The 12,180-nt window shown below is 75.0% G+C and carries 8 protein-coding genes and 1 pseudogene; 2 read left to right on the forward strand and 7 right to left on the reverse strand.

From position 1 onward, the window contains the following. Positions 1-142 precede the first annotated feature (142 nt). The 4 genes from ACIQ8B_RS25285 to ACIQ8B_RS25300 form a co-directional block, all read right to left on the reverse strand. Positions 143-802 (reverse strand): response regulator, encoded by a 660-nt coding sequence (locus tag ACIQ8B_RS25285; RefSeq protein ID WP_403549856.1) that lies wholly within the window; start codon positions 800-802, stop codon positions 143-145. After that, positions 790-2,061, reverse strand: a complete 1,272-nt coding sequence (locus ACIQ8B_RS25290) for a sensor histidine kinase (protein WP_403549858.1) — start codon at positions 2,059-2,061, stop codon at positions 790-792. Before ACIQ8B_RS25290 ends, ACIQ8B_RS25285 begins: the two co-directional genes overlap by 13 nt. 140 nt (positions 2,062-2,201) lie before the next feature. Next, complete coding sequence (locus tag ACIQ8B_RS25295; protein WP_403549860.1) at positions 2,202-4,730, reverse strand: FtsX-like permease family protein; 2,529 nt, start codon at positions 4,728-4,730, stop codon at positions 2,202-2,204. A 3-nt stretch (positions 4,731-4,733) separates the two neighbouring features. Beyond that, on the reverse strand, positions 4,734-5,498 hold the full coding sequence (locus ACIQ8B_RS25300; RefSeq protein WP_403549862.1) for an ABC transporter ATP-binding protein: 765 nt from the start codon (positions 5,496-5,498) through the stop codon (positions 4,734-4,736). Between the two features lie 281 nt (positions 5,499-5,779). Between ACIQ8B_RS25300 and ACIQ8B_RS25305 the strand changes: the two genes are divergently transcribed. After that, positions 5,780-7,264, forward strand: coding sequence for an MFS transporter (locus ACIQ8B_RS25305; RefSeq protein ID WP_106415740.1), 1,485 nt, complete (start codon positions 5,780-5,782; stop codon positions 7,262-7,264). 10 nt (positions 7,265-7,274) lie between these two features. Here the strand turns inward: ACIQ8B_RS25305 and ACIQ8B_RS25310 are convergent, their stop codons facing one another. Then, positions 7,275-8,159 carry an endonuclease/exonuclease/phosphatase family protein gene (locus ACIQ8B_RS25310; protein ID WP_403549864.1) on the reverse strand — a complete coding sequence of 295 codons (885 nt, stop codon included), beginning with the start codon at positions 8,157-8,159 and terminating at the stop codon, positions 7,275-7,277. 377 nt (positions 8,160-8,536) lie between these two features. Beyond that, positions 8,537-9,178, reverse strand: a pseudogene (locus ACIQ8B_RS25315) (lytic polysaccharide monooxygenase); the annotation flags it as partial. A 177-nt stretch (positions 9,179-9,355) separates the two neighbouring features. Here ACIQ8B_RS25315 and ACIQ8B_RS25320 point away from each other — a divergent pair. Further along, the gene (locus tag ACIQ8B_RS25320; RefSeq protein ID WP_403549866.1) at positions 9,356-10,537 is read left to right on the forward strand and encodes a Cmx/CmrA family chloramphenicol efflux MFS transporter; all 1,182 of its coding nucleotides are present in this window, start codon (positions 9,356-9,358) and stop codon (positions 10,535-10,537) included. A gap of 86 nt (positions 10,538-10,623) precedes the next feature. Here the strand turns inward: ACIQ8B_RS25320 and ACIQ8B_RS25325 are convergent, their stop codons facing one another. Then, entirely contained in the window at positions 10,624-12,141 is a 1,518-nt protein-coding gene (locus tag ACIQ8B_RS25325) for a PTS transporter subunit EIIC (protein WP_403549868.1), read from the reverse strand. Positions 12,142-12,180: the final 39 nt, after the last annotated feature.

Raw genomic sequence — 12,180 nt, forward strand, 5'->3', positions numbered from 1 at the left:
CCACCCCCCAGGTCATCCGTTCGACAGGGGGCAAAAGTCATGCCGGGCCCGGAGGCCAGCGGCCCTCTTGCAGGACCGCGAAGAAGATAACGGGGTCGCGCGGCTCCCCGCGCCATGCCCGCACGGTGCGTCTCACCACGGGTCAGCCCCGGCGGCGGACGTCCTCAAGGAAGTGCAGCACGGCCGCCACACGGCGGTCGGTGCGGTCGGCGGGCGGCAGGTCGAGCTTGGCGAAGATGTTGCGGATGTGCTTGTGCACGGCCCCGTCGCTCACGACGAGCCGTTCCGCGATGGCCGCGTTGCCCAGCCCCTCCGCCATCAGCGCGAGCACCTCCCGCTCACGGGGGCTCAGCCGCTCCAGCTTGGTGTCGTGCCTGCTGCGGGCGAGCAGTTGGGCGACGACCTCCGGGTCGATGGCCGTGCCGCCGTCCGCCACCCGGTGCAGCGCCTCCAGGAACTCCTCGACCCGCCCCACCCGCTCCTTCAGCAGATAGCCGAGCCGGGCGCTGCCCTGCGCGAGCAGGTCGGTGGCGAAGGCCTGCTCGACGTAGGCGGACAGCACGAGCACCGCGAGGCCGGGCAGACGCCGCCGCGCCTCGACGGCGGCGGTGATCCCCTCGTCGGTATGAGTGGGCGGCATGCGTACGTCGACGATGGCGACGTCCGGCCGTTCCGCGTCGACGGCGGCGAGGAAGGCGCCGGGCTCCTCCGCCGTCGCCACCACGTCCAGGGACTCGGCGCGCAGCAGCAGCGCCAGCCCTTCGCGCAGCAGCGCGTCGTCCTCGGCGATCACGATCCGCATGGCAGGGTCACCTTCAGGGTGGTGGGGCCGCCGGGTGGGCTGGCCAGCTCCAGTGTTCCGTCGTGGGCCTCGACACGGCGGCGGATGCCGGTGAGCCCGGTCCCGCCGTGTTCGTCGGCGCCGCCGTGGCCGTCGTCGCGGACCTCCACGTGCAGCAGTCCGTCCGCCGCGCGCACGGCGACCCCCGCCTCACCGGCGCCGCTGTGCCGGGCGATGTTGGTGAGGGCCTCGGCGACCGCGAAGTACGCCGTCGCCTCGACCGCCGCCGGGCACCGCGTGGACACGTCGGCGTCGACCTGGCACGGCACCGGGCAGCCGGCCGCGAGCGCGGTGAGCGCGTCGGGCAGGCTGCGGTCGGCGAGGACGGGCGGGAGGATGCTGCGGACGACCGCCCGCAGTTCGGCGAGCGCCTGTTCGGCGGCGTCCTGGGCGCGGTCCAGGACGGCCGCGGCCTCCTCCGGGTTCCGGGCGAGGGCGCGCCGGGCGGCCCCGAGCAGCACGGTGACGGCGACGATGCGGTTCTGCGTCCCGTCGTGCAACGCCCGTTCCACCCGCCGGAGTTCGGTGACGTGGGCGTCCAGGGCGGCGGCGCGGGTGGCGGTCAGCTCGGCGACCCGCAGGACGAGGTCGGTGCCCGGTTCGGGGCTGAGCAGCCGGCGTCCGGGCCAGGCCTGGAGCCGGGCGAGAACGGGGGCGCACACCAGGACGACGCCGACCAGGGCCACACCGGTCCCGCTGACGGCCAGGGCGCCGGGCCAGTCCCGGACGGTCCACCAGCCCACGGCGGAGGCGGACTCGCTCTCCGGCAGGAAGCTCCAGTACAGCGGGAAGGCGACGTCATGGGCCGCGCTGAGCGGCAGCGTCGCCCCGGCCAGCCCGAGGAACAGGCCGAGGACCGCGTGCGTGACCACCCAGCGCACCTCGCGGCGGACGGCGCGGTCGGCGAGCATCGCGCGCAGCCCGTCGGGCAGCGGCGCCGGGCCGACGGTCTCCGGGCCCCAGCGGGAGAGCCTGCCGCGTTCCCGGTCGGCGACCGCGCGCACCGCGTGCAGGGCGGACGGCAGCAGCCGCAGTCCGATCCCGACGAGGCAGGTCACCGCGGTCAGGGCCAGCCAGAGCGTGGCGAGCAGGGCGAGCAGGGCGGTGCCCAGTCCCCCGACCAGGTGCTCCAGCGCGTCCAGCGCGGTCCGGGCACGGGAGGCCGCGGCCCGGCGCCGCCCCGGCCGTACGTCCGCCGGGCGGTCGTGGGTCACCACCATCCGCACCTCCTGGGCACGGAGGATAGAACGCCCGGGCGCCGGCCCGCTGAGCCGTCCGCCGTACGGAAGTCGGCGGCCGGGGCTCGCGGGCCGGGTGCGGGCGCGGGAACGGGCGGGCGTGCGGGAGTGGACGGGCGTGCTCACTCGCGGACGCCGATGCCCTCGACGGGGGCGGTGCGCAGGAGGCGGCCGACGGGGACCACCGTGGCGAGCAGCGCCAGCACCGCCGTACCGCCCAGGAGTGCCGCCCAGCCGGCGGGCGGCACGTGGGGCACGGCGGCCCCGGTGACCGCGCGGACGACGGTGGTGAGGGTGACGGCGGCGATCGCGGCGCCGATGAGCAGCGCCACGCCCAGCAGACCGGCCTGTTCGGCGTGGACCATCCGCTTCACCTGGCCGCGGGTGACGCCGACCAGGCGGAGCAGGGACAGTTCCCGGGTGCGGGCCAGGGCGGTCATGACGAGGGTGTCGGCGGCGGCGAGGAACGCGTAGCCGACCAGGACGGCGACGAGCATCTTGTTGAGCCAGCCGCTGACCGCGACATCCTCCGCGAGGTCGCCGGTCAGCCGGCCGGTGTCCACCACCTGGCCGCCCGGGTAGCGGCGGGCCAGGCCGGCCAGGGCGCGCCCGGCGTCCGTGTCCGGGGCGGTGCGGACGAGCACGCGGTCGTCGAGTCCGGTGACGGTGTGCCCGGCGAGGGTCCGCCGGTGCAGGGTGACGTCGCCGAAGCCCCAGCCCCGCTCGTACAGGGCGACGACGCGCAGGGTGACGGGCGTGCCGTCGCCGAGCCACAGCCGGGCCCTGTCCCCCAGCCGCCAGCCCGCCGCGTCGGCGCGGGCCGTGGAGACGGCCACGGTGTCCTCGCGCAGGGCGTCGAGGCTGCCGGAGCGCACCCGCAGGTCCAGGGTGCGGTCCGCGCCGCGCGGGTCGATGCCCTGGGCGGGCACGGTCAGCGGTTCGAGCCGGTCGGGCACCACGACGGAGGTGCGGCGCACGCCGGTCGCGGCGATCACCCCGGGGACGCGACGGGCCTCGGCCGCCGCGGAGGCGGGCAGTCCGGCGCCGGCGGTCAGCGCGTGCTGGGCGAGGACCCCGTCGCGGCTCTGCGCCACGGCCTGCCGCTCCAGGTTGTCCTGGAGGAACCAGACGGTGCCGCCGAGGCCGACGGACAGCACGAGCGCGGTCAGCACGGTGACCATGCCGCGGGCGTTGGCGCGCAGGTTGGCGGCGGCGAGGTAACCGCTGGTCCCCCACACGGCGCGCAGCACGGGGCCGAGCAGCCGGGCGGCGGCCTGGTTGATCCAGGGCGCGAGCAGCGCGACGCCCAGGACGAACAGGTAGAGCATGCCCATGGCGGCTCCGAGCGCGGCCTGCCCGTCGGTGGCGCCGGTGAGCCCGGTCAGGGAGACCGCGCCGGCGAGGCAGGCCAGTCCGGAGATGAGGCGCACCCTGCCGCCGGTGCCGGGTTCCACGGCCGCCTCCCCGAGCGCCTCGGTGGGCCGGATGCGGGTGACGCGCAGCGCGGCGGTCCAGGCGGAGAGCAGCGCCACGACGGCGACCGCCACGACGGCGGCCGCGGCGGACAGGACGCCGCCCCGGACGGCGAAGTCCTCCGGGAGGAAGCCGCGGGAGACGAGCGCGTCGCGGACCAGACGGGTGGCGAGCAGTCCGGCGGGAACGCCCACGACGCCGGCGAGCAGGGCGAGCAGCCCGACCTCCGCGAGGAGCATCGACCGCACCTGGCCGGGGGTGGCGGCGACGGCCCGCAGCAGGGCGAGGTCGCGGCGCCGGTGCCGTACGGACAGCCCGACGGTGCCGGCGACCACGAAGCCGACGATGACCGCCGCGTACCCGGCGAAGGCGGCCCCGGCGCCGAGCGCGAGGGAGCGGGCGGCGCCGGCGTCGGGCTCGGCGGCGAGTCCGCGGTCGTCGCCGGTGTACGCGGTGGCGCCCGCGCCGTCCGCGGTCCGGCGCACCCCGGCGAGGACGGCGTCCCGGTCGGCGTCCGGTGCGGCGAGCACGCCGACGGCGTCGTAGCGGCCGGGGCGCGGGTCGAGTGCGGCGGCGTGCGCGTCGGTGAAGAACAGCGCCGCCCGCCCGCTCGCCGTGCCGTCCGCGTCGACCACGCCGCTCACCCGGTACGTCCGGCTCACGCCGCCGGTGACCACCTCGGTGGCGGCTCCCGGTCCGAGGCCCGCGCCGTCGGCGAGCCGGGCGTCGACGGCGATCTCCCGGTCGGAGCGCGGCGGCTCCCCGGACACCAGCCGGTGCGGGGCGAGGGCGGTGCTCGACCAGCCGTGGCCGGTGGCCGGCCGCCCGGGGGCCGCCGTGAGGGCGACGACGAGCCGCCGGTCGCCCACCGCGCGGTCGACGCCGGGCACGGCGGCCAGTCTCCCGGCCAGGCCCTCGGGGACGCTGCCCCGCTCGGGCAGGATCACGGTGGTGCGCTCGGTCTCGCCGAGCACCGTCGGCCCGTCGACGGTCAGGTCCCGGTCGGCGACCACGGCGACGGCAGCGCCGTAGCGCTGCGGGTCGCCCTCGTGCCGCCGGCCGGACTCCACGAGCAGGACGCACGTCATGAGGACGGCGACGCCCGCGGCGAGCGCCACGAACGTGGCGAGGAAGCCGCCCTTGCGGTACCGCAGCGTCTGCGCTGCCAGCCGGAGCACGCGTCAGCCCTCCCGGCTCGCCGCGGGCTGCCGGTGGCCCGGCATCGCGAGCTGTTCGGCGATCCGCTCGGCGCCGGAGCGCTCCATGTCCCGGACGATCCGCCCGTCGGCCAGGATCAGCACGCGGTCGGCGTAGGAGGCGGCCACGGGATCGTGGGTGACCATGACGACGGTCCGGCCGTACCGGTCGACCGCCGACCGCAGCAGGTCGAGGACGGCGGCCGCGGAGCGGGTGTCGAGGGCGCCGGTGGGCTCGTCGCAGAAGATCACCTCGGGACGGGTGACCAGCGCCCTGGCGATCGCGACGCGCTGCTGCTGGCCGCCGGAGAGCTGGGCGGGCCGGTGCCGCAGCCGCTCGCCGAGGCCGACCCGCCGGACGACCTCGTCGACCCACGCGGGGTCGGGCCGCAGGCCCGCCAGCCGGGACGGCAGCGTGATGTTCTGCTCCACGTTCAGCGCGCCCACCAGGTTGAACGCCTGGAAGACGAAGCCGACCCGGGCGCGTCGCAGTTCGGTGAGCTTCTTCTCCGACAGGCCCGACAGGTCGATGGCGCCGATCCGCACCCGCCCGGAGTCCGGGCGGTCGAGGCCGGCCGCGCAGTGCAGCAGGGTGCTCTTGCCGGACCCGGAAGGTCCCATCACGGCGGTCGCGGTGCCGCGTGGGAACTCGGCGCTCACGTCGTCGAGCGCCACGACGGGCTGGTCGCCGCCGTACGTCTTGCGTACGCGCTCGAGACCGACGGCGATGCCGTCCGGGGTCAGGGACATGGTCGGGGGCCTTCCGGGTGCGGTTCCTCGGGCACCCCCGACGCTAGGGCGGCGGCGGGCCGCCGCCCATGCAGCCAGCGACCGGTTCGTGGTGGTGCAGGCGCTACCCGAGGCGCGTGTCCGGCCGGATCGCCGGCCGCCGGTGATCGAGTGGTGACCGGTGGGGGGCGCGCGTACGGTCGAACGGTGGACTCCCGGAAGGGGGACCCGGCATGACCAGCAGTCCGCGACCGGCCTCCACTCGGGAGGCCGCACGGGGCGGCCGCGGCGGGGGCGACGCGATGGCCCTGTTCGTCATCGCCTCGTGCCAGCTGATGGTGGTGCTGGACATCACCATCGTGAACATCGCGCTGCCGCACATCCAGCGCTCCCTGGACTTCTCGACCACCAGCCTGTCGTGGGTGGTCAACGCCTACACCCTCACGTTCGGCGGGCTGTTGCTGCTGGGCGGCCGGGCCGGTGACATCCTCGGCAGACGGCGGGTGTTCGTCTTCGGCGTGCTGCTGTTCGTGCTGGCGTCCCTGCTGGGCGGACTGGCGCAGAACTCCGGTCAGCTGCTGGCGGCCCGTGCGCTGCAGGGCGTGGGCGGCGCGATCGCCTCCCCGACGTCCCTGGCGCTGATCAGCACGACCTTCCGCGAGGGGCCGGAACGCAACCGCGCGTTCGGGGTGTTCGCGGCGGTGTCGGCGGGCGGCGGCGCGATCGGGCTGCTGGCCGGCGGCATCCTCGTGGAGTGGCTGAACTGGCGGTGGGTGCTGTTCGTCAACGTCCCGATCGGTCTGCTCATCGCCCTCGCCGCCCCGCGCTGGATCAAGGAGTCCGAGCGCCACCCGGGCCGCTTCGACGTCACCGGCGCGCTGACCTCCACGGCCGGCATGGTGCTGCTGGTCTACGGCTTCATCCGGGCGGCACAGGACGGCTGGCGGGATCCGCTGACCCTGGCGTCGTTCGCGGCGGCGGTCGTCGTCCTGGTGGCGTTCGTACTGCTCGAACGGCGGTCGCCGCAGCCGATCACACCGCTGCACATGTTCGCGGACCGCAACAGAGCGGGCACGTACGGGATCATGCTGTTCCTGGCCGCGGCGCTGTTCGGCATGTTCTTCTTCCTCACCCTGTTCGTGCAGAACGTGCTGGGCTTCGGTCCGTTGAAGGCGGGGCTCGCCTTCCTGCCGGTGAGCGCGGTCATCGCGGTCGGCGCCGGGCTGGCGTCGCGGTTCCTGCCGGTGTACGGACCGAAACCGTTCATGGTGGCGGGCGGTCTCTTCGCGGCTGCGGGCCTGGGGTGGCTGACCCTGACCGACGTGCACTCCACCTACGCGGGCAGCGTGCTCGGTCCGATGCTGGTGTTCAGCTTCGGCATGGGCATGGAGTTCGTGTCGCTGACCCTGATGGCGCTGTCCGACGTGCCCGTGCGGGAGACCGGCGCCGCCTCCGGGCTGCTCAACGCCACCCAGCAGGTCGGCGGCTCGCTGGGCCTGTCCATCCTGGTGACGGTGTACGGCACGGCCAGCAGGAACGAGGCGGAGAGGCAGGTCCCGCGCTTCCTGGAACAGGCGAGCCCGGCCGAACGGCTGCAGTTCCGGCGCACGGGCGAACTGCCCGGGCTGTGGGGCGCCGAGGTCCTCACCTCCGGGGTGTCCGCCGCCTTCGTCACGGCGGCCGTGTTCGCCGGACTCGCCGCCCTGGTCGCGGTGGTGGCGATCCAGGTCCGCCCGTCGGACCTGGAACGTCTCCAGGGCGGCGGTCCGGGTGTCCCGCCGGGGTGAGGACGCCGGTTCAGCGGCCCTTGCGGGGCAGACGCAGGTCGGCGACGACCGGCCGGTGGTCCGACGCGCCGGTGGCGTGCGTGCGCGCGCCGGTGACGGTGATCCCGCGCGAGACGGTGATCAGGTCGATCCGCTTCTCCGGTGCGGTCGCCGGGTAGGTGGCGCCGGCGTCGGGTGCGGCGTCGCGCAGGGTGTGCCACAGCGGCGCCAGTTCGGGTGCGGACGGCTCGGCGTTGAAGTCGCCGACCAGGATCCTCGGCCCCCGGTCGTCCGCCAGGACCTCCAGCATGTCGGCCACCTGGGCGGCACGGACCGACGGGTCGGCGCGGTAGTCCAGGTGCGTGCTGTAGACGTGCGTCCGTACGTCCCTGACCCGGATCACGATCTCGGCGAAGCCGGGCGCCGGGGCGGGCACGGGGTCGGGGGTCTGGGTGGACAGCCGGGTGATCTCGTGGTTCTCGGCGTGCAACACCGGGTGGCGGCTGAGCACGGCCACGCCGTACTGCCGGCGTTCACCGCCCTCGACGGCCGGGTCGAGGTCGTAGACCGGCGCGAAGAAGACCCGCATGCGGAGCTTCTCGGCGAGCGCGCGGGCCTCGTCCACGAAGGCGCTGCGGTCGCCCCAGTGGACGTCGACCTCCTGCAGCCCGATCACGTCGGCCCTCAGCTCGCGCAGGGCGTCGGCGGTCCGGTCGAGGTCGAAGACCTGGTCCTCCCCCGCCCCCGCGTGGATGTTGTACGTCGCCACGCGGAGCGGCACGGCGGGGGCGCGGGAGCCGGACGGGGAGGCGTCCCCGGCCGCCGTGGCCGGCGCCGCGGTGAGCGACAGGACGGTGGCGAGGAGCACGGCGGCGGCACGGACGGTGCGGGCGGGACATCTGGGTCCTGACGGCATGCCTTCTCCTGTGTGCGGGTGCGGTGTTGACGCACAGTCGGTGCGTCACCGCATGGAAGCACAGGCGAGGCCGGCGGCCGAGCGCCTTGGCCTTTCCTTTCCCCGCCACTCCTTTCCCGCCGGTCCCTTCCTCTCCGATCCCTTCCCGGCCGTGCCGGCCCATGACATCGCGTCGGTCGCGGTGACCGTGCGGACCGGTGCGAGCACGGTGCCGGCGGTGTGCTCCAGGTGACTTCGGGGGCCTCACGCCGCGAACGGTGACGTCTGGGACGTCGCCACGGCCGCTGGAGCGGCCGGGCCGCCGGGATGCCCGGACGCGGCAGCGGCCCGGTCCGGCGGGAGTCACCGGACCGGGCCGCGCTGTGCTTCGGGACTCGGCCGAAGTCCACGTCGCTGCACATCAGGTAGGCCTGGCCGAGGTGCGAGGCCTGCCAGACGGTGAAGACGATGTGGTGTCCGGAGCAGCCGGAGGTCCGCACCGGGAAGGTGATGTCGTTCGCCGGGGCGAAGCGGCCGGTCCGGGTGATGAAGTCCAGGTCGTCCCAGCCGAGCTTCTCGGTCTTCGGGTCGAGGCCCTGCTTGCTCACGTAGACCTTGAAGTAGGCCGCGCCGTGCGACGCCTGGTCGTACAGGTGGATGGTGAAGTTGTCACCGGCGGGCGTCGTCTTCCACGGACCCGGGTTGTTCAGGCTCCCGAAGTTCGCGTGGTTGTTGCTGCAGAGCTTGCCGTTGGGGATCCGTGCCTCGAACCGGCCGCCGAGACCGTCCTGGAGCATGCTCATCCAGTTCCACATGGTGTTGGGGCCGGCCTGGCAGGCCTGCCAGCACATGGGGTCCTCCTCCGCCATGGCGGGGTTCATGTGGTCGCTGCCCCACTCCTTCCAGCAGTGGTACGCGCGGGAGGCGGGACCGACGACGGAACCGTGCGCCTGGGCGGTGCCCGAGCCGCCCGGTGCGCCCGGTGCGCCCGGTGAAACGAGGTGCCCCCGCCTCCGCCGTTCCGGTACCGTGCGACGCATGTCGAGTCCCGAGTCGGACAGGGCGGGGGCTTTCGGTCGCGCCGTCAGCCCCCTGCACCACTGAGCCGATCACCTGCCGCACCACCCGGCCGAGTCGGCCTGCCCTGGTGCCTCGAGGGCCGGCCGCGCTGACGAGATGACGTTCACCCGTCCCTCTCCTCGGCCCGGAGCCACTCGATGCCTCTCCCCCTGTACCTGCTCGCCCTGGCCGTCTTCGCCATGGGCACCTCGGAGTTCATGCTCGCCGGTCTGCTGCCGGACATCGCCGACGACCTCGGCGTCGCCGTCGGCACGGCGGGCGCCCTCACCTCGGCCTACGCCGTCGGCATGGCGGTCGGCGCCCCGCTCACGGCGGCGCTGGCCCGCAACCGTCCCGGACGGTCGAGCCTGCTCGGCTTCGTCCTCGTGTTCCTGGCGTGTCACGCCGTGGGGGCCGTCACCTCGAGCTTCCCCGTCCTGTTCGCCACCCGGGTGGCCGCCGCGCTCGCCAACGCCGGGTTCCTCGCCGTCGCCCTGACGACCGCCGCCGCTCTGGTGCCCGCCGACCGGAAGGGCCGCGCGCTCGCCGTCCTGCTGTCGGGTACGACGGTGGCCACGGTCGCCGGGGTCCCCGGCGGGTCGCTGCTCGGCACCCTGTTCGACTGGCGGGCCACCTTCTGGGCCGTCGCCCTGCTCTGCCTGCCCGCGGCCCTCGGCGTCCTCACCGGCATCCCGGCACACCGAGGGCACGACACCCCGGCCGACGGCGGGCCGTCCCTCCGCCGGGAGATCGCCCAGCTCAGACAGCCTCGCCTCCTCCTGCTCGTCCTGCTCGCCGCCCTGGTGAACGCCGGCACCTTCGCCTGCTTCACCTTCCTCGCCCCGGTCGTCACCGACACCGCCGGGCTCGGCGAGCTGTGGATCTCCGTCGCCCTGGTGCTCTTCGGCGCCGGCTCCTTCGCCGGTGTGACCGTCGCCGGGCGGCTGTCCGACCGGCGGCCGGACGTCGTCCTCTCCGTCGGCGGACCCCTGCTGCTCGTCGGCTGGGCCGCCCTCGCCGTGTTCGCCGACCTGCCGGTCGCGCTGCTCGCCCTCGTCTGTGTCCAGGGCGCGCTGTCCTTCGCCGTCGGCAGCACCCTGATCACCCGCGTCCTCTACGAAGCGGCCGGCGCCCCCACCATGGCCGGGTCCTACGCGACCGCCGCGCTCAACGTCGGCGCCGCCGCCGGACCGCTCCTCGCCGCCGTCTCCCTCCGCACCGGGGCCGGCGCGAGCGGGCCGCTCTGGACCGGCGCGCTCCTCGTGGCCGCCGCGCTGCTCGTCGCGCTCCCCCTGCGCACCGTCGTCGTCCCCCGCCGCCGCACGGAAGCCGTGCGGTGACCCCTGCGACATGCCAGGACGCCGCTGCCCGCCCCTGTCGGGCGGGGCGGGCAGCGGCGTCGGACGCGGCGGGACCGCGGCCGAGGTCAGACCTTCCCGGCGACGCGGTCCTCCGTCACCACCGGCGCGGTGGACGCCGGCGCCGGCTCGTCAGGAGCCACGTTCAGCTCCGCGAGCATCGTCCTGGTGAAGCCGAACCAGTACGTCGCCACGAAGCCGGCCACGTACCCGACGAGCAGGCCGGCCCCGTAGACGGCGATCGTCCGGGCGAGGCCGTGGTCGCCGTCGAGGAGGGGGAACAGGGCCCAGCCGGAGGGGCCGATCGCCGTGGCGCCCACGTCCGTGCCGAGCTGGTTGAAGAGGCCGACGAAGGCGCCGCCGAACGCGCCGCCTGCGCAGGCGGTGACGAAGGGGCGGCCGAGGGGCAGGGAGACGCCGTAGATCAGCGGCTCGCCGACGCCGAGGAAGCCCGGCCACAGCGCGGACCTGATCGTCGTGCGGATCGAGGTGTTGCGGGGCAGCCGGCAGTAGATCGCGATGGCCGCGCCGACCTGGCCCGCGCCCGCCATGGCGAGGATCGGCAGCAGGACGGTGAAGCCCGCCCCCTCGATCAGCGTGGTGTGGATGGGGATGAGCGCCTGGTGCAGGCCCAGCATGACCAGCGGGAGGAAGAGACCGCCGAGGAGGAGGCCGGCGCCCGCGCCGCCGTGGGCGAGCAGCCAGTCGGCGGCGTCGCCGATCCAGGACGACACCTCACCGGCGAGGAACATCAGGCCGAACAGGGTCGCAAGGCCGGGGACCAGCACGGTGACGGTGGGCGTGACCAGCACGTCGACGGACTCGGGGACCCAGCGCCGGCACCGCTTCTCGACGTACACGCCGAGGCAGGCCGCGGCGAGCGCGCCGAGCACACCGCCCTGGCCGGGTGACAGCTGCTGGCCGAACGCCTCGACGTCGGCCACCTTGGCGTAGACGATGATCGACGCGACGGCGCCGCCGAGGACGGGGGTGCCGCCGAACTCCTTGGCCGTGTTGTAGCCGACGAAGACGGCGATCAGCGCCATGAAGCCGGAGGCGATGGCGGCCAGGGCCGGGGTGATGCCGGGCAGCCAGCCGAGGTTGACGAGCAGGCCGTTGAGGCCGGCGATGATGCCGCAGCCGATGAGCGCGGGGACGAGCGGCACGAAGATGTTCGCGATGCGCCGCAGGAACAGCTTGAACGGGGTGGCGTTCCTCGCCTTCCGCTCCGCCCTGAGCGCCGCGCCCTGGGCCGCCAGCTCCTCGGCGGTGACGGGGTCGGCCCCGCCCGCGGGGGCGGCGGGCTCCTCCGGGGCGTCGGCGCGCTGCGCCTCGACCAGGGCCTCGAACTCGGGGGTGACACGAGCCACGGTGCCGGGGCCCAGCACGATCTGGTAGGTGTCGTCCTCGACGACCCCCATGACCGCGGGCAGCGCCTTGAGCGCCTCCTCCTGGACGACGGACCGGTCGCGCAGCCCGAGCCGGAGCCGGGTCATGCAGTGGGCCACCGATGCCACGTTCGCCGCGCCTCCGACCAGGGGGAGGAGGGCGGCGGCGGTGGCGCGATGCTTGTTCTCTTCGCTCATGGTGCGGTCATGCCTTGCTGTGAGGTGGGGCAGGCCGCG

The organism is Streptomyces sp. NPDC096105 (assembly GCF_044763335.1).
In the GTDB taxonomy this organism is placed as follows: Bacteria; Actinomycetota; Actinomycetes; order Streptomycetales; family Streptomycetaceae; genus Streptomyces.